Source organism: Stenotrophomonas sp. NA06056 (assembly GCF_013364355.1).
Classification (GTDB): domain Bacteria; phylum Pseudomonadota; class Gammaproteobacteria; order Xanthomonadales; family Xanthomonadaceae; genus Stenotrophomonas.
Window position 1 is genome coordinate 65,679 of the sequence record NZ_CP054931.1, and the last position, 16,498, is coordinate 82,176.

Genomic DNA, 16,498 nt, shown 5'->3' on the forward strand with positions numbered 1-16,498 from the left:
GCGGCGACATCCAGCATCCGCCCCACTCAGCCGAGCAGCGAACTCTCGCCGCGGCTCTTGCCGCCGCCCTGTGGTGCGGCCATCCACATGCGCCCGGCCAGGCGCGAGAACGGCAGCGACTGCAGCCAGACCTTGCCTGGCCCGGTCAGGCTGGCCAGGAACACGCCTTCGCCACCGAACAGCACGCTTCGGATGCCTTTGACCCGGCGCACGTCCATGTCCACCGACGGGTGGTAGGCGACGATGCAGCCGGTATCGACGTCCAGGCGTTCGCCGGCGGCCAGCTCACGCTCGACCACGCAGCCGCCGGCATGGATGAACACCCAGCCGTCGCCTTCCAGCTTCTGCATGATGAAGCCCTCGCCGCCGAACAGGCCGGTCATGATCCTGCGCTGGAACTGCACGCCGATCTGCACGCCGCGCGCGCCGGCCAGGAAGCTGTCCTTCTGGCAGATCAGGCGCCCGCCGTGCTGGTCCAGCTTCATCGCCAGCACGGTGCCGGGGTAGGGCGCAGCGAAGGCGACCTTGCCGCGGCCGTGGCCGGTCTGCGTGTAGACGGTGGCAAACAGGCTTTCACCGGTCAGCACGCGCTTGCCGGCGGCCATCACCTTGTCCATGAAACCACTGCCCTGGCCGGCGCGTGCGCCGCCGCCGAGGACGGTGTCCATCTGCACCGAGGCGTCCTTGAACATGAGCGCGCCGGCCTCGGCCACCGCGCCTTCGCCGGGGTCCAGTTCGATTTCCACGAACTGCATTTCATGGCCGACGATGCGGAAGTCGATGCGGTCGGCACGGCTGCCGGTTGACGTTGTTGCGACGGCGGGCGTGACGGCGGGCATCGGCGGCGGAGCTGCCGTGGCGGCGCCGGCCTGCTGCAGGGCGACGATTTCGGACACCGCTGTCCACCCTGTCATGCCCTGGCACCAGGCCAGCGCGCGCGGATTGGCCTGTGCGAAGCGGCGCGCGGCCTCCTCATCAAACGGTCCGACACGGTCGGCCTGGCCGGGAGCATGGAAGTACCACTGGGTCATCGCAGCAGGTCCGTTGCGGGGGAAAACCCCGAGTCTAGCGGCAGCTTCCGGCGGCGCGCGAGGCGGCCATGAACGATCGGCATTTGCGGGGGAGGTGCTGTATTGCAACAATTATCTGGTAGCGCCGTTTTACCACCCCTCCAAACACAGCCTACCGCCATGTCTCCGACCCGTACTTCCCGTGGCCGCTCTCCGGTTGCGCGCCCGCTCGTTGTCGCTCTTTCCGCCCTGCTGCCGCTGGTAGCAGCCGCCCAGGAAACCCCCGCTGCCAAGGATCCGGTCGCCCTCGATGCGCTGCAGGTGACTGCACAGCGTCGCGTCGAGAACGCCAAGGACGTGCCGGTTGCGATCAGCGCGATCCAGGGCGAAAAGCTCGACGTGCTCGGTTCGGCGGGCGATGACATCCGTTTCCTTGCCGCGCGCGTGCCCAGCCTCAACATCGAATCGTCCTACGGCCGTGCCTTCCCGCGCTTCTACATCCGCGGCCTGGGCAACACCGATTTCGACCTCAATGCATCGCAGCCGGTCTCGCTGGTGTACGACGATGTGGTGCAGGAAAGCCCGCTGCTGAAGGGCTTCCCGCTGTTCGACCTGGCCGGTGTGGAAGTGCTGCGCGGTCCGCAGGGCACCCTGTTCGGGCGCAACACCCCGGCCGGCGTGGTCAAGTTCGATTCGGCGCGTCCGTCGCAGGATGCCGATGGTTACGTGCGCGTCGGCTACGGCAGCTACAACAGCTGGAACGTGCAGGGCGCCTATGGCGGCCCGCTGACCGACCGCTGGTCCGCACGCGTGTCGGCCATCTACCAGCGTCGTGACGACTGGGTCGACAACACCCACGCCGGTGCGCCCAACAGCGGTTTCGAAGGCTATGACGAAGCCGCCGGCCGCGTGCAGTTCCTGTACGAAGGCGATGATTTCGAAGCGCTGTTCAACCTGCACAAGCGCAAGCTCAACGGCACCGCACGCCTGTTCCGCGCCAACATCATCGAGAAGGGCGGCAATTCGCTGGTCGAGAACTTCGACCGCGACAAGGTGGCCAATGACGGCGTCAATTTCTCCGACCTGGAAACCTGGGGCGGCAGCGCGCGCCTGCAGTGGAACCTCGGTTCGGTGACCCTGCATTCGATCACCGGCTATGAGACCGCCGAATCGCTCAATCGCGGCGACATCGACGGTGGTTACGGCGCAGCATTCCTGGGCGCAGGCAACTCCGGCCCGGGCCTGATTCCGTTCTCGTCCGAATCCGCCGACGGCCTGCCGCACCACCGCCAGTGGACCCAGGAATTCCGCGTGGAATCCAACGAATGGGGTCGTTTCGACTGGCAGGCCGGCGTCTTCTATTTCGATGAAGACGTCACCATCAACAACTTCAACTACGACTCGCTGACCCCGGGCAACCCGCAGACCGGCCACGTCGTGCAGCAGCAGCGCAACAAGGCCTGGGCGGTGTTCGCGTCGGGCGACTTCGATGTCACCGACCGCTTCAAGCTGCGTGCCGGTGTGCGCTACACGCAGGACAAGAAGGACTTCAGCGCCAGCGTGCTGCAGGCCGTGCCGTTCGGTACCCCGGTCAGTGGCCCGTACCTGGCCAACACCGATGTCAACGACGTCAGCTGGGATGTCAGCGGCGTCTACAAGCTGACCGACAACGTCAATGCCTATGCACGCGTGGCCAAGGGCTTCCGTGCACCGTCGATCCAGGGTCGACTGGCGTTCGCGCCGGGCCTGTCGCAGGCCGATTCGGAGAAGGTGATCTCGTACGAAGCCGGCATCAAGGCTGACCTGTTCGAGCGTCGCGCGCGCCTGGGCTTCAGCGTGTTCCGCTACGACGTGGACGGCCAGCAGCTGATCGCCGTCGGCGGCACCAACAACACCGCCACCCTGCTCAACGCCGACAAGACCATCGGCCAGGGCGTCGAGCTGGACCTGGAAGCCTACCTGGCCGACAACGTCCTGCTGACCTTCGGCAGCAGCTACAACGACACCGAGATCAAGGACAAGAACCTGGCGGTGGCGATCTGTGGCGGTGGCTGCACCATCACTGACCCGACCACCATCATCAATGGTGGCACCTATGCGCTGGTCAACGGCAACCCGCTGCCGCAGGCGCCGAAGTGGATCCACAACGCGACCCTGCGCGTGGGCTTCCCGCTCAGCGATGGCAGTGAGCTGTATGCCTACACCGACTGGGCCTACCGCAGCGCGGTCAACTTCTTCATCTACGAGTCGCCGGAGTTCCGCGGCCGTAGTTCGCTGGAAGGCGGTCTGCGCCTGGGCTACAACTGGGATTACGGCCAGTACGACGTGGCCGTGTTCGGCCGCAACCTGACCAACCAGACCCGCGTGGTCGGTGCGATCGACTTCAACAACCTGACCGGCTTCCTCAACGAGCCGCGTACCTGGGGCGTGGAGTTCACCGCGAAGTTCTGATGCGGTGGCTGCGGTAATGCAATGAAGAAGGGCCGGCGCAATGCCGGCCCTTCTGTTTCCTGCTTCCTGTAGAGCCGAGCCTGCGCTCGGCTGCTCTGAGCTGAGCATGGCTCGGCTACAGACGCATGGCTTACAGCGCGCTCTGCGGGCGCACCTTCAGCACCGCGTTCTCGCTGGCGCAGTCGCGGCTGGAATGCAGGCCGGCCTTGCGCGCGGCAGCGATTTCCCTGCGTGCGGCCAGCAGATCCTTGTTGAACGCGGCGTTGTCGTGCAGGCGGGCGACGGCGGCCGCGCCCATGAAGCGGCCTTCGAGGATGTCGCTCTGCCAGTGCACGTTGCACACCAGGCGGCTCTCACCGTAGTTGCGGCCACGGGCCTGGATGGCATCGGCGCGGTCCGGTGCGATCTCCGACAGGATCAATGCCCATGCCCAGCCGATCGAGGTGTGGCCGGACGGGTAGGAACCGTTGCCGCGCAGCCCCTCCTCATCCTTGGGCGAGCAGGTTGGCTCGCCGTTGACCATGAACGGACGCGGGCGCTTGTAGGTGTTCTTGGCGGCCTTGGTGGCAGCACTGGCGTCGATGCGGCTGCGCTCCAGCAGGCGGTACAGGGCCGGGGTCTTCACTGCATCGACGTCGATGTCGGCGGCGCAGGAGAAGTGGTTGGCGCCTTCCGGGAAGCCGAGTTCGGCATCGACACCGGCCTGGACGAAGCGCGGGCTGCCGCGCAGCGCACGGGCTTCACGGCTGACCTGTTCGTCCAGCGCGAAGGCGGCCGAGCCGGCCGCCGGTGGTGCTGGTACCAGGTCGACGCTGGCCGGCACCGCGGTCTTGTCCAGGTAGCCCACGGCCTTGGTGGTGATGTTGGCTTCGACGGCGGTCGGCTTGCTGGCGGTGGCGGCACAGCCGGCCAGCGACAGCGCGATGGCCAGGCCGAGCAGTGGACGGGCAGGGGAGAGGATCGACGACATGGGCAGACTCGGGAAGGAAACTCGCCGGCCATGATCGCAGCCTCGATTGTCGGCCGCAGCGTCCATCGGTCATACGGCCAGACCCGGCATGGTCCGCCACTGGGCGATGAAAACCGTCATCAAGTGTCGGCAATCTCCTGAATCCGGGCGCAGCGCACGGACTTTCACGCGCTGCCGCCATGAGCATCAGCTCACAGCCGGGCCGGGGGGATCCGCTGAAAGGGAGAGAAGCGATGCGCAGCACCGCAACAGGAAGTACCGTCCTGGCCCTGGTTCTGGGGTTGGCGACTGCCCCGGCGCAGGCCGCCGACGTCTACGGCGTGGCCTTCGTACACGGCACCGGCGCGCAGACCAATGCCACCCAGGACTACTGGCAGCCGGCGATCATCGACACCGTCCGCCAGGGCCTGCCGAACAGCAGCAACTACGTGGTCATCAACTGCGACTTCACCCAGTACATGTGGAAGCCGGAAGCGGCCGGCTGCCTGGCCAGCCAGCTCACCGGCTTCATCGACAGCCGTGGCATCACCCAGCTGGTGGTGATCACCCATTCCAACGGCGGCAACGTGATGCGCTGGATCCTGTCCAACCCCACCTACGACAGCCGCTACCCGAAGATCATCAACCGGGTGCGCAAGGTCACGGCGCTGGCGCCCTCCTCGGCAGGCACGCCGCTGGCTGATGCCGTGCTCAACGGCAACACCTTCGAAACCTCTCTGGGCTGGCTGCTGGGCTACAAGAACGACGCCGTGCGCATGCAGCAGGTGGGACACATGGCCACCTACAACGCGCAGAACCTGTACGGCACCGCCGGCCGCCCGGCATTGCCCAAGCCGTTCCGCGCGGTGGTCGGCAGCGATGTCGAATCGGCGGTGTGGGACAGCAACAGCTACTGCGGTGGCTATGCCGCCAACGTCGGCCTGGAGTTCACCCAGAACTGGCTGTCGTCGTGCTCGGACGGTTTCCTGGAATGCAGCAGCCAGAAGGCGGCCGGCACCCTGTGGTTCACCGACAAGGCACGCACCCAGGGCGCCGAACCGCTCAGCCACAACCAGAGCCGCCGCGAGTGCTTCGGCCTCGGCAGCATCCTGCGCAACGACCTGACCCAGTGAGGGAGATGACCATGACGATCCATTCCACCCTGCTGGCTGCCGCGGTGCTGGCGGTCCTTTCCAGCGCATCGGCGCAGGCCGCGCAGCCGCTGCAGGTCGCCGCGGGCGACCAGATTCCTGCCGGCCTGGTTGCCGCACCGCTGCCGGCCGATGAAAGCGAGCACGCGCCGCTGGCCTTCGCCTGGGCGCTGGACCCGGCGCAGCCACTGCAGGCCCCCGGCCCGCAGGCCGCGATCAGCCGCAGCTACTGGCAGCAGGTCGATGGTGCCGAGCTGCAGCGCGGCCTGGAACTGCCGCTGAGCGCACCCGATGCGGTGATCCAGCTCAGCCCGGCGCCGGGCGCCCGCGCGCTGCCGGCCAGCGCGCTGCAGGTACGTGATCCGGCGGGGCGCAGCAGCGTCGCGCGCAGTGTCGATGCACGCCAACTGCAGGATGCGGGCATGCCGGTCAGCGATGGCAGCAGCATGCTGCGCACCGGTACCACCAGCGCAGCCGGTGCTTACCGTTTGCAGAGCGCACAGGCGCAGGGCCGCTACGTGGTGCAGGTGCTGGAGCCCAACAGTCCGCTGCGGTTGGAAGTGCAGGCCAGCCAGGCGCAGGTGCTGGCCGGTGGCACCGTGCAGCTGCAGGCGCGTCTACTGGAAGACGGTGCCAGCGTGGCGGCGTTGCGGGCACGGCGCGGCAGTCTCGGCGGTGAAGCGCTGCTGGTCGCACCCGATGGCCGCAGCTGGCCGCAGCGGCTGCTGCGCACCACCGATGGCAGCCTGCGCGCACAGGTGAGGATTCCGGCCGAGGCCAGCAACGCACAGGGACTGTGGGAGCTGCAGGTGTTCGCCCAGGCCGATGGCGTGCTGCGCGATGGCAAGGTCGCCTTCGCAGTGGCCAGGCCGACCGCCCGCTTCGTCGGCCAGGCCACGCCTGATCCGGCCAACCGCCAGGTCAGCCTGCCACTGCAGGTGGCCGCCGCCGGTCGCTACGAGGCGCGCGGCACGCTGTATGCCACCGCAGCCAACGGCCGGTTGCAGCCGGTGGCGCAGGCACACGCGGCGGCATGGTTCGATGGCCCGGGCCGCGGCGCGCTGGTGCTGCCCTTCGACCAGGCCGCGTTGCCTGCTGGCTTCGGCGCGCCCTATGAACTGCGCGACCTGCAGTTGCAGGACCAGAGCCGGATGGCACCGATCGAGTCGCGCGTGCTGGCGTTGCGGTTCTGAGGCAAGGTGTGGCGGGCCGGACTCCCGGCCCGCCACACCGTCTTCTGTAGAGCCGAACCTCTGCTCGGCTGCCGTTCCCGCGGCCAAGAGCAGCCGAGCATGGGCTTCGGCTCTACAGTGGCATGTCGATCATCCCGCGTACGCGGTCAGCCGCCCTTCCTGTTCCACCACCGTGATCGCGCCACCGAACACGGCAGACAAGGGTGCATCGCGCAGCAGCTCGGCGCGCGCACCATCGGCCAGCACGCGGCCGTCGCGCAGCAGCACCACCCGCTCGATCTCGGGAATCACTTCCTCGATGTGGTGGGTGACCAGCACCAGGGTGATGCCCTGCTGCGCAAGCACGCGCATGGTGGCGATCAACTGCTGGCGGGCCACCAGGTCCAGCCCGGTGGAGGGCTCATCCAGCAGCAGCGCCTGTGGCCGGTTGACCAGTGCGCGGGCGATCAGCACGCGGCGGGTTTCGCCTGCCGACAACTCGGCGTAGGCACGTTCGCGCAAGGCCGACGCGCCGGTCATCGCCAGGGTCTCGCCCACCCGGATGCGCATGTCGGTGGTGACCTCGCGGAAGGCCGGTACCACGTAACTGGCGAAGAACCCCGACAGCACCGCCTGCTCAACCGTCAGCCCCGGCATGTCGGCCAGGTTGCTGCTGAGGTCGCCGGTGACGATGCCCAGCTGCGAACGCAGCCGGTCGACCTGCCAGCGGTTCTGACCCAGCACCTTCACCGCCACCGTGCCGTCGGCCTGCGCCAGCGGGTACAGCTCGCGGGTGATCAGCTTGATGAAGGTGGACTTGCCACAGCCGTTGGGGCCGAGCAGGGCGGTGTGCTGGCCCTGCGCGATGCGCAGGCTCAGCGCGTGCAGGACCTTCACCTGGCCACGCATCACGCTGGCGCGGTCCAGTTCGATCAAGGGCGGCAGGTCCCCGGCGGACGGGGCAGGGTCTACGGCGCGCGTGCGCGGATCAAGGCTCGACAACACGGATCCCCAACTGTGAACGAAGCCACGGAATGGCGCTGCCAATCCCGTGGTGCGAGGTGCAGTTTGCAACGCAAGCGCCCATGATGTCTTCCATACCTGTGTCGCTCTGGAGAGCCGCCATGTCTGATGCCCTGATGTCCCTGCTGACCGGTGGCGTGCTGGGCCTGGGCTGGTGGCAGCTGGCCTTGGTGCTGCTGGTCTTCACCCAGCTCACGATCTTCTCGGTCACCCTCTATCTGCACCGCAGCCAGGCGCATCGGGGCGTGGACTTCCACCCGGTGGTCGCGCACTTCTTCCGCTTCTGGACCTGGCTGACCACGTCGATGATCACCAAGGAGTGGGTAGCGATCCACCGCAAGCACCACGCGAAAGTGGAAACCGAAGACGACCCGCACAGCCCGGTCACCCGTGGCATCGGCCAGGTGTTCTGGCGTGGTGTCGAGCTGTACCGCGAAGCGCGCGGCATGCGCGAGGACATCGAACAATACGGTCGCGGCACGCCGGATGACGCCATCGAGCGCCGCCTGTATACCCCGTATGCCACGTTCGGCCCGGTGCTGCTGTTTGCGGTCAACAGCGTGCTGTTCGGCCTGCCGGGCATCGCCTTGTGGGCGATCCAGATGGCGTGGATCCCGTTCTGGGCCGCTGGCGTGGTCAACGGCCTGGGCCACTGGTGGGGCTATCGCAACTACGAATCGGCCGACACCTCCACCAACCTGACGCCATGGGCGTTCTGGATTGGTGGTGAGGAACTGCACAACAACCACCATGCGTTCCCCAGCTCGGCGCGCTTTGCGATGCGGCGCTGGGAGTTCGACATCGGCTGGAGCGCGATCCGCCTGCTGCAGGCTTTGCGCCTGGCCAAGGTACTGCGGGTGGCCCCGGCCATGGACATACGCCCGAACATCGCCGTGCCCGACGCCGACACCCTGAAAGCCCTGTTGTCGCATCGCTTCCAGGCGATGACCGACTACCAGCGCAACGTGTTCATGCCGGCATTGCGCGAGGAAGCACGACACGCCGGTGCCAAGCTGCGCCGGTTGCTGCCGCGCAGGCTGCGTCGTGGCCTGGTCAACGACGGCCGCTGGTTGAAGCCGGACAGCCGCGCGCAGCTCAGCGAATGGGTCGCCCAGCGCCCGCGCATCGGCGTGCTGGTCGACTACCGCGCGCGCCTGGCAACGCTGCTGGAAGCGCGGGGCCACGATGCCGCCGAGCGCCTGCGCCAACTGCAGGCCTGGTGCCGCGAGGCCGAGGAAAGTGGCATCGCCGCACTGCAGGCCTATGCCGCGCGACTGAAGGGTTACACCCTGGTGGGCGGATGAGGGCTGTGCTGGCGGTACTGCTGCTGGTCGCATCGTGGGCGCCTGCCGTGCAGGCCCAGGTCAGCGATACCGCCAGCTACCTGCAGCGCATGGACAGCGACGGCGACGGCAAGGTCAGTGAAGCCGAGTACCTGCAATGGATGCTGTACGCCTTTGATCGCATGGACCGCAACGGCGATGGCGTGCTGAGCGCCGATGAACTGCCCGGCGGCAAGGGCAGGGCCATTACCCGCGATCAGCAGCGGCAGACGATCGTGCAGCGCTTCCATAAGCAGGACGCCAACGGCGATGGGTTCCTGGATGCGCGCGAACTGGCTGCACCACCGCGCTGAGCGGGCATAGAATCGTCCCATGCCTGAACTGCCCGAAGTAGAAACCACCCGCCGCGGCCTGGCGCCGCACCTGCAGGGGCGCCGCGTGCATGGGGTGATCCTGCGTCGTGCCGACCTGCGTTGGCCGATCCCGCCGGAGGTGGCCGAGCTGCTGCCCGGCCAGCGCATCGAAGACGTGCGCCGCCGCGCGAAGTACCTGCTGCTGGATACCGCCATCGGCAGCGCCGTGCTGCATCTGGGCATGTCCGGCAGCCTGCGCGTGCTGCCCGGCGACACCCCGCTGCGCGCCCACGACCATGTGGATATCAGTCTGGACAACGGCCGCCTGCTGCGCTTCAACGACCCGCGCCGCTTCGGCAGCCTGCTCTGGCAACCGGCCGGCGAGATCCATCCGTTGCTGCAGGGGCTGGGCCCGGAACCGCTGGATGAAGCCTTCGACGGCGACTATCTTTTTGCCCGCAGCCGCGGCCGCAGCGCGCCGGTGAAGACCTTCCTGATGGACCAGGCGGTGGTGGTCGGCGTGGGCAACATCTACGCGGCCGAAAGCCTGTTCAAGGCAGGGATCAGCCCGCTGCGCGAGGCCGGCAAGGTCTCGCGCGAGCGTTACCAGCGGCTGGCTACGGCGGTAAAGGAAACCCTGGACTACGCCATCACCCGGGGCGGCACCACCCTGCGCGATTTCATCAGTCCCGACGGCGCGCCCGGCTACTTCGAGCAGGAACTGCTGGTGTATGGCCGCGATGGCCTGCCGTGCCCGTCCTGCGGGCGGACACTGAAGCACGCGATGATCGGCCAGCGCGCCAGCGTCTGGTGCAGCCACTGCCAGCGCTGAGCGTCTTCATGCGCTGCACACGGGCAGCGCTATAGTCGCCACAACATCCGCTGCGGGGGACGTTGGCGATGGACGAAGGCCCGGATATCACCGTCTGGCTGGATGCCGCGCGCGGCGGGGATCGTGCCGCCCTCGACCGTGTGCTGACCACCCTGTACCAGGAACTGCACAGCATGGCCCGGCGGCAGCTCGCCGGGCAGCAGGGGCGCACCCTGGATGCGACCTCGCTGGTCCACGAGTCCTATCTGAAACTGCTGGGCAGCCGCGGTGCGGCACGCTTCGAGGACCGTGCGCACTTCTTCGCCTATGCGGCGTCGGCGATGCGCAGTGTGGTCGTCGATTACGCGCGCAACCGCTTGGCGCGCAAGCGCGGTGGCGACCTCAAGCGGGTGGCCGAGATTCCCGAAAACAGCAGCAGCGGCGTGCGCCTGGACGAGGATCTGCTGGCCCTCGATGTTGCGCTGGAACGCCTGCAGGCCGTCGATGCGCACCTGGCCAAGGTGGTGGAGCTGCGCTATTTCGCGGGCTTGTCCGAGCTGGAGATCGCCGAGCTGAGCCAGCGCTCGGAACGCAGCATCCGCCGTGACTGGCAGAAGGCGCGGCTGTTCCTGCTGGCCGCGATGCGCAGCGACTGAGTCGCCGCGACCCACATCATGGATACCGCCCGCTGGCAGCAACTGTCGTCCTGGCTGGATCAGCTGCTGGAGCTGGCGCCCGAGGCTCGCCAGCTGCGCCTGCAGCGGGTGAGCGCGCAGGACCCGACGCTGGGTCGCGAACTGGAACACCTGCTGCAGCAGGAGGCCGCCAGCCACGATTTCATGGCCCAGCCCTTGTGGACGGCCCCACCGCCGGGCCGCGCCGGAAGCGAGATCGGCCCTTATCGCCTGCTGCGGCCACTTGGTGAAGGCGGCATGGGCGAGGTCTGGCTGGCCGAACGCTGCGATGGCTTGTACCAGCGCCAGGTCGCACTGAAGCTGCTGCGCAGTGGCGTTGCCGACCCCGGCCTGCGCCAGCGCTTCGGCCGCGAGCGGCAGATCCTGGCCCGCCTGCAGCACCCGCATCTGGCACAACTGCTGGATGCCGGAGTGGACCGGCATGGACAGCCCTACCTGGCGCTTGACTACGTGGAAGGCGAGCCGATCAGTGACTACTGCCGGCGCCTGCAACCTCCGCTGGAAACGCGGCTGCAGCTGATGCTGCAGGTCTGCGCGGTGGTCAGCCACGCGCACGCGAACCTGGTGGTGCACCGTGATCTGAAGCCCTCCAACATCCTGGTACGCGCCGATGGCACGGTGAAACTGCTCGACTTCGGTATCGCCAAGCTGCTCGACCACGACGACTCGAACGCGGCTCATCCGGCCACCGAAATCCGCGCGTTCACCCTGCACTATGCCGCGCCGGAGCAGGTGCGTGGCGAGCCGGTGACAACCCTGACCGATGTCTATTCGCTGGGCGTGGTGCTGTTCGAGGTGGTCACCGGGCACAAGCCCTATCGCCTGCGCCGGCACAGCGATGCGGAATGGGAGCGCTCGATCCTGGAAGTGCAGGCACCGCGCGCCTCGGCGCTGCTGCAACGGTTGGTGGCCGAGCCGGGAGCGCCAAGACGGGCGCTGCAGCGGCAGGCGAAGCGGGTGCGGGGTGATCTGGACGTGCTGTTGGAAAAGGCTCTGCAGAAGGACCCGCAGCAGCGCTACAGCTCGGCCGAAGCCCTGGCCGGCGACCTGCGTCGCTACCTGCAGGGGCAGCCGATCCAGGCGCGACCGCCGGGCGTGGGTTACCGGGTGCGCAAGTACGTAGGCCGCCATCGCTGGGGCGTGGCCTTGGCAATGCTGTCGGTGCTGGCGCTGCTGCTGACCACGTCCATTGCGCTCTGGCAGGCGCGCCAGGCGCGGGTGGAAATGGCGCGCGCACAGGCCATGCAGGATTTCACCGTTGGCCTGTTCGACAAGGCGGCCAGCCAGCGCCACGGTCATTTCGACGTGCCGCAGCTGCTGGCCACCGGCCAGCAACGGGGCGAAGCGGAACTGGCCGACCAGCCGCTGGCGCTGGCCGAGCTGGAAGGGGTGATCGGCCGCCTGCGCATCGGCCTGGGCGATTATCAGCTGGCGCTGCAGACCCTGGACCAGCAACGTCGGCTGCTGCAGGAGGTGGGCGAGGTGCCGCCGGCGCTGCAGATCGAGGCGGTGACCCAGCGGGGGCGAGCGTTGCGCATGCTCGGCCGCGGGCGCGAGTGCCTGGCGCACCTGCAGCCGCTGCAACCGCTGGCGGCCAGCGAGGCAACGGCCATGCCGGCGGCCGTGGCCGAATTCCACAGCCAGCTCGGGCGGTGCCAGGCTCAGCTGGGGGACGCCGATGCGGCGCGCCGGTCGTTCCAGCAGGCGCTGGCGCTGCGCCATCAAGGGATGGTCGAGCGCTTCGGGCGTGCTGAATCGCTGGCCGATCTGGCCGCCCTGGACGCCACCGCCGGACGCCTGCCGGCCGCGCTGGCCGGGTACCGGCAGGCGCTGGCCCTGCTCGGCCAGCGCGTCGACGCCAGCAGCCCGCAGGTGATCAGCCTGCACCGCCAACTGGGCGATGTGCTGGCCCGGCAGGGCGACACGAAGGCGGCTGCGGCCGAGCTGGAGCTGGCCTGGCAGGCCGCACAGGATGCATGGGGGCCGCGCCACCCGGAGGCGCTGGTGGTACGCCGCGCACGCGCGCTGCTGGCCCTGCAGCGCGGCCAGCACGTGTTGGCTGGCCAGGAGCTGCGGCAGGTGCAGGCGCAGCTGCTCGGCGCGCTGGGCGCGGATCATCGTGAGATCGGCTACGGCGAGTTCGCCCTGGGCAAATGGGCCAGCGCCAGCGACGACCCCGCGGCAGCAGCGGCGCACTATGCCCGTGCGGCGGCGATCTGGCGCCAGCCCGACCACGTCGCCTTGCTGCCTCAGGCCCTGCTGGCACAGGGGCAGGCCCTGCAGGCGGCCGGCCAGACCGCACAGGCCCGCAGCGTGCTGGCCGAGGCGCGGCAGCTGCTGCTGGCCCAGCGCGGGCCACAGGCGCCGGACCTGCAGGAGCTTGACGCACGCATCGCGGCATTGGTGCTGGCTGAACAGCGCATCGATTCCACCGCTGCCCGTTAACGTTTGTCTGCCTATGATGGCCGACCTTCCCTTTGCTCCCGCGCTTGCATGCAACGACGCGACTTCATCCGCAATGCCTCCCTGGCCCTGGCCGCCTTCGGCCTGCCGTCACTGCCGGCCTGTGCGGCCAGCAAGAGCGGCCAGCTTGGGCTGCGCCGGCTTGGCCAGCCGCAGCCGTTCGATTTCGCCACCCTGAAGGGCCAGGCGCGCGCGCTGGCACAGGCGCCGTACCAGAGCCACAAGCGGGTGCTGCCGGGCAAGCTGGAAGCGCTGGACTGGGATCAGTACCAGTCGATCGGCTACCGCCAGGACCATGCCCTGTGGGCCGACCAGCCGGGAAAATTCCAGGCCAAGTTCTTCCATCTGGGCCTGTACTTCCATTCGCCGGTGCGCATGTACGACGTGGTCGACGGCAAGGCACAGGAGCTGGCGTACGACGGCGCCGCGTTCAACTACGGCAAGAGCGGGTTGAAGAACGGTGAGCTGCCGGCCGACCTCGGTTTTGCCGGGTTCCGGTTGAACACGCGCAAGGACACCGACCGCGATTTCGCCGCGTTCCTGGGGGCCAGCTACTTCCGCGCCGTCGGCAAGGAAGGCCAGTACGGCCAGTCCGCGCGTGGCCTGGCCATCGACACCGGCATGGGTAAGCCCGAGGAATTCCCGGACTTCATCGCCTATTACCTGGAACAGCCTGCGGCCGACTCGGACACGATCATCGTCTATGCGCTGCTGGATTCGCCCAGTGTATCCGGTGCCTACCGCTTTGCCGTCACCAACGGCGATGTGCTGTTGATGGACATCGACAGCGCGCTGTACCCGCGCAAGGCGATCGAGCGCCTGGGCATCGCGCCCTGCACCAGCATGTACCAGGTGGGTGAGAACGACCGACGCATGGGCTGGGACTGGCGCCCGGAGATCCACGATACCGATGGCCTGTCGCTATGGACCGGCGCTGGTGAATGGATCTGGCGGCCGCTGCTGAACCCGCGCAACCTGCGTTTCAACATGTTCGTGGATCGCAACCCGCGCGGCTTCGGCCTGCTGCAGCGTGACCGCAACTTCGACCACTACCAGGATGACGGCGTGTTCTACGAGAAGCGTCCGTGCCTGTGGGTGGAGCCGAAGGGTGACTGGGGCGAGGGCTCGGTGCAGCTGGTGGAGATTCCCACCGTTGATGAAACCTTCGACAACATCGTGGCCTTCTGGAACCCGAAGGAAAAGCCGCAGCCGGGCCAGGAACTGCTGGTCGGTTACCGGCTGTACTGGGGCGCACAGCCGCCGGCGCATACGCCGTTGGCGCACTGCGTGGCCAGCCGTACCGGCCTGGGCGGCATCATCGGCAAGAAGCGCGAGTACTTCAGCTGGCGTTTCGCGGTGGACTTCGAAGGCGGCGAACTGGCCAGCCTGATCGACAAGGCCGACGTTGAAGCGGTTGTTGAAACCAGCCGTGGCCGGGTGGAGATCGTCTCGGCGCGCCCGCTGCGCGAGATCAAGGGCTACCGGGCGATGTTCGACCTGGTGCCGCCGGAGGGCAGTACAGAGCAGATCGACATCCGCCTGTACCTGCGCAGTGGCGGCAAGACCCTGACCGAGACCTGGCTGTACCAGTACACCCCGCCGCCGGCGGGCGCGCCGGAGCGCACGCTGTACTGAAGTAGAGCGGTGCCGGCCAAGCGCCGGCACCCTTGATTCAGGGCTTGGCGTCGGTGGCGTGCGATTGCGTAGGTACACCCACTTCCACCGTGCCACGGCGGATCTTCATCCAGGTTTCGTCCTGCCAGCGCTCGTACTGCTTCGGATCCCAGTACTTGGGGTCATACAGGCGGTCGGCCTTGATGGTGCGTGAGATGCCGCCGTCCATGTACACGATGTCCACATTGTTGGACATCGAGCCTACGCGGCTGCCGGTCATCTCGCGTCGTCCCTTTCTCAGCACTTCGGCCATGCGCGGGCGCGCGACCTCGTCGCCATATTCGGCGCGCAGCGCGCTTGCCTGCGCCCGCGCGGCGTCGTGCTGTTCCAGCGGCAGGGTCGCCCAGTACTCGTTGCGCAGGTCCACGAACAGCGGGTAGCCACGTTCGGCGGCGACGTCCATCCACGCATAGGCCATGACCGGATCGCGTGGCTGTTCGACGCCATACCAGTACATCTCGCCCAGGTAGCCCTGCGCGGGCTTGTCGGCATAGCGTGCGGCCAGCCGGAAGTTGTCCATCGCGCCGTTGACATCGTTGCGGCGCAGGGCGTTGACGCCCCACTGCCGATACATCATGTCCGGATGGCTGTCCATGAAACCAGCACCGATCACGGCCGCGTCCTCTTCGCCGGATGGGCGCTCGGCCGCGGTGGCGAACAGGGGCAGGAACAACACGGGAAGCAACAGCAGGGCGGCGCGCATGACGGACATCCAGTTCGGCAGCAGGTAGTGCCGCAGCCTAGGTCCGACCACGCGGTCTTGTAAACCGCAGGACGTCATGGCCCGTGAAGGGCCATGCGCTACAACGGCAGCGGTGCCTGCGCCGGGTCGATACGGCCCTCGCCACGGGTGATCTTCTTGAACTCGGCGCGGCTGACCGACACGTAGCGTTCGTTGCCGCCGATCTCCACCTGCGGACCGTCCTGCACGGCATGGCCGTGTTCGTCCACGCGCACGGTCATGGTCGCCTTCTTGCCGCTGTGGCAGATCGTCTTGATCTCCTGCATCTCGTCGGCCCAGGCCAGCAGGTACTGGCTGCCCTCGAACAACTCGCCGCGGAAATCGGTGCGCAGGCCGTAACACAGCACCGGGATGCGCAGCTGGTCGACCACTTCGCTGAGCTGCCAGACCTGGCTGCGGCTGAGGAACTGCGCCTCGTCCACCAGCACGCAGCCGAGCCTGCCGCGGGCGTCCAGATCCGTGGCGATCAACTGCTGCAGGTCGGTGTCGCGGTCGAAGGCCACACCGTCGGCCTTCAGCCCGATCCGCGAGGCGACCACGCCGCGACCGGCACGGTCGTCCAGGCGCGGGGTCAGGATCGCCACCCGCATGCCGCGCTCACGGTAGTTGTGTGCGCTCTGCAACAGGGTGGTGGTCTTGCCGGCGTTCATCGCCGAATAGTAGAAATAGAGCTTGGCCATCGGCCGATTGTACGCCGCTGCCCCTGCCGGCCGAAGCCGTT

The 16,498-nt window shown here is 67.8% G+C and carries 14 protein-coding genes; 9 read left to right on the plus strand and 5 right to left on the minus strand.

The window, feature by feature from the left end:
• Nucleotides 1–26: 26 nt before the first annotated feature.
• Nucleotides 27–1,031: a TIGR00266 family protein gene (locus HUT07_RS00265; protein ID WP_176019209.1), complete on the minus strand. Its 1,005-nt coding sequence runs from the start codon at nt 1,029–1,031 to the stop codon at nt 27–29.
• A 159-nt stretch (nt 1,032–1,190) separates the two neighbouring features.
• Here HUT07_RS00265 and HUT07_RS00270 point away from each other — a divergent pair, with 159 nt between their 5' ends.
• The gene (locus tag HUT07_RS00270; RefSeq protein WP_176019210.1) at nt 1,191–3,461 is read left to right on the plus strand and encodes a TonB-dependent receptor; all 2,271 of its coding nucleotides are present in this window, start codon (nt 1,191–1,193) and stop codon (nt 3,459–3,461) included.
• 130 nt (nt 3,462–3,591) lie between these two features.
• Here the strand turns inward: HUT07_RS00270 and HUT07_RS00275 are convergent, their stop codons facing one another.
• Nucleotides 3,592–4,431, minus strand: a complete 840-nt coding sequence (locus HUT07_RS00275) for a phosphatase PAP2 family protein (RefSeq protein WP_176019211.1) — start codon at nt 4,429–4,431, stop codon at nt 3,592–3,594.
• Nucleotides 4,432–4,664: 233 nt separating this feature from the next.
• On the opposite strand from HUT07_RS00275, the gene HUT07_RS00280 reads away from it, so the two are divergent.
• Both HUT07_RS00280 and HUT07_RS00285 read left to right on the plus strand, forming a co-directional pair.
• Entirely contained in the window at nt 4,665–5,543 is an 879-nt protein-coding gene (locus tag HUT07_RS00280) for a hypothetical protein (RefSeq protein ID WP_176019212.1), read from the plus strand.
• 11 nt (nt 5,544–5,554) lie between these two features.
• Complete coding sequence (locus tag HUT07_RS00285) at nt 5,555–6,754, plus strand: DUF4785 domain-containing protein (RefSeq protein ID WP_176019213.1); 1,200 nt, start codon at nt 5,555–5,557, stop codon at nt 6,752–6,754.
• 129 nt (nt 6,755–6,883) lie between these two features.
• On the opposite strand, the gene HUT07_RS00290 is transcribed toward HUT07_RS00285, so the two are convergent.
• Entirely contained in the window at nt 6,884–7,642 is a 759-nt protein-coding gene (locus tag HUT07_RS00290) for an ATP-binding cassette domain-containing protein (RefSeq protein WP_254898909.1), read from the minus strand.
• A 215-nt stretch (nt 7,643–7,857) separates the two neighbouring features.
• Between HUT07_RS00290 and HUT07_RS00295 the strand changes: the two genes are divergently transcribed.
• The 6 genes from HUT07_RS00295 to HUT07_RS00320 all read left to right on the plus strand — a co-directional run bounded on the left by HUT07_RS00295 (nt 7,858) and on the right by HUT07_RS00320 (nt 14,996).
• Nucleotides 7,858–9,060 (plus strand): fatty acid desaturase, encoded by a 1,203-nt coding sequence (locus tag HUT07_RS00295; RefSeq protein WP_176019215.1) that lies wholly within the window; start codon nt 7,858–7,860, stop codon nt 9,058–9,060.
• Complete coding sequence (locus HUT07_RS00300; protein WP_176019216.1) at nt 9,057–9,392, plus strand: EF-hand domain-containing protein; 336 nt, start codon at nt 9,057–9,059, stop codon at nt 9,390–9,392. Before HUT07_RS00295 ends, HUT07_RS00300 begins: the two co-directional genes overlap by 4 nt.
• A 19-nt stretch (nt 9,393–9,411) precedes the next feature.
• Nucleotides 9,412–10,224, plus strand: coding sequence for a bifunctional DNA-formamidopyrimidine glycosylase/DNA-(apurinic or apyrimidinic site) lyase (mutM, locus tag HUT07_RS00305; protein WP_176019217.1), 813 nt, complete (start codon nt 9,412–9,414; stop codon nt 10,222–10,224).
• Between the two features lie 68 nt (nt 10,225–10,292).
• Nucleotides 10,293–10,859, plus strand: a complete 567-nt coding sequence (locus HUT07_RS00310) for an ECF-type sigma factor (RefSeq protein ID WP_025875449.1) — start codon at nt 10,293–10,295, stop codon at nt 10,857–10,859.
• Nucleotides 10,860–10,877: 18 nt separating this feature from the next.
• Nucleotides 10,878–13,343, plus strand: a complete 2,466-nt coding sequence (locus tag HUT07_RS00315) for a serine/threonine-protein kinase (RefSeq protein ID WP_176019218.1) — start codon at nt 10,878–10,880, stop codon at nt 13,341–13,343.
• Between the two features lie 48 nt (nt 13,344–13,391).
• A complete protein-coding gene (locus tag HUT07_RS00320; RefSeq protein WP_176019219.1) occupies nt 13,392–14,996 on the plus strand; it encodes a glucan biosynthesis protein D in 1,605 nt (534 codons plus the stop codon).
• A 37-nt stretch (nt 14,997–15,033) separates the two neighbouring features.
• Here the strand turns inward: HUT07_RS00320 and HUT07_RS00325 are convergent, their stop codons facing one another.
• Nucleotides 15,034–15,738: a sel1 repeat family protein gene (locus tag HUT07_RS00325; protein ID WP_176019220.1), complete on the minus strand. Its 705-nt coding sequence runs from the start codon at nt 15,736–15,738 to the stop codon at nt 15,034–15,036.
• Nucleotides 15,739–15,836: 98 nt separating this feature from the next.
• A complete protein-coding gene (locus HUT07_RS00330) occupies nt 15,837–16,457 on the minus strand; it encodes a thymidine kinase (RefSeq protein WP_176019221.1) in 621 nt (206 codons plus the stop codon).
• Between the last annotated feature and the right edge of the window lie 41 nt (nt 16,458–16,498).

Bases quoted from the DNA above. Each gene is read 5' to 3' on its own strand.
- HUT07_RS00265 (WP_176019209.1), bottom strand. From the start codon at position 1,031: ATGACCCAGTGGTACTTCCATGCTCCCGGCCAGGCCGACCGTGTCGGA.
- HUT07_RS00270 (WP_176019210.1), top strand. From the start codon at position 1,191: ATGTCTCCGACCCGTACTTCCCGTGGCCGCTCTCCGGTTGCGCGCCCG.
- HUT07_RS00275 (WP_176019211.1), bottom strand. From the start codon at position 4,431: ATGTCGTCGATCCTCTCCCCTGCCCGTCCACTGCTCGGCCTGGCCATC.
- HUT07_RS00280 (WP_176019212.1), top strand. From the start codon at position 4,665: ATGCGCAGCACCGCAACAGGAAGTACCGTCCTGGCCCTGGTTCTGGGG.
- HUT07_RS00285 (WP_176019213.1), top strand. From the start codon at position 5,555: ATGACGATCCATTCCACCCTGCTGGCTGCCGCGGTGCTGGCGGTCCTT.
- HUT07_RS00290 (WP_254898909.1), bottom strand. From the start codon at position 7,642: ATGCGTGGCCAGGTGAAGGTCCTGCACGCGCTGAGCCTGCGCATCGCG.
- HUT07_RS00295 (WP_176019215.1), top strand. From the start codon at position 7,858: ATGTCTGATGCCCTGATGTCCCTGCTGACCGGTGGCGTGCTGGGCCTG.
- HUT07_RS00300 (WP_176019216.1), top strand. From the start codon at position 9,057: ATGAGGGCTGTGCTGGCGGTACTGCTGCTGGTCGCATCGTGGGCGCCT.
- mutM (WP_176019217.1), top strand. From the start codon at position 9,412: ATGCCTGAACTGCCCGAAGTAGAAACCACCCGCCGCGGCCTGGCGCCG.
- HUT07_RS00310 (WP_025875449.1), top strand. From the start codon at position 10,293: ATGGACGAAGGCCCGGATATCACCGTCTGGCTGGATGCCGCGCGCGGC.
- HUT07_RS00315 (WP_176019218.1), top strand. From the start codon at position 10,878: ATGGATACCGCCCGCTGGCAGCAACTGTCGTCCTGGCTGGATCAGCTG.
- HUT07_RS00320 (WP_176019219.1), top strand. From the start codon at position 13,392: ATGCAACGACGCGACTTCATCCGCAATGCCTCCCTGGCCCTGGCCGCC.
- HUT07_RS00325 (WP_176019220.1), bottom strand. From the start codon at position 15,738: ATGCGCGCCGCCCTGCTGTTGCTTCCCGTGTTGTTCCTGCCCCTGTTC.
- HUT07_RS00330 (WP_176019221.1), bottom strand. From the start codon at position 16,457: ATGGCCAAGCTCTATTTCTACTATTCGGCGATGAACGCCGGCAAGACC.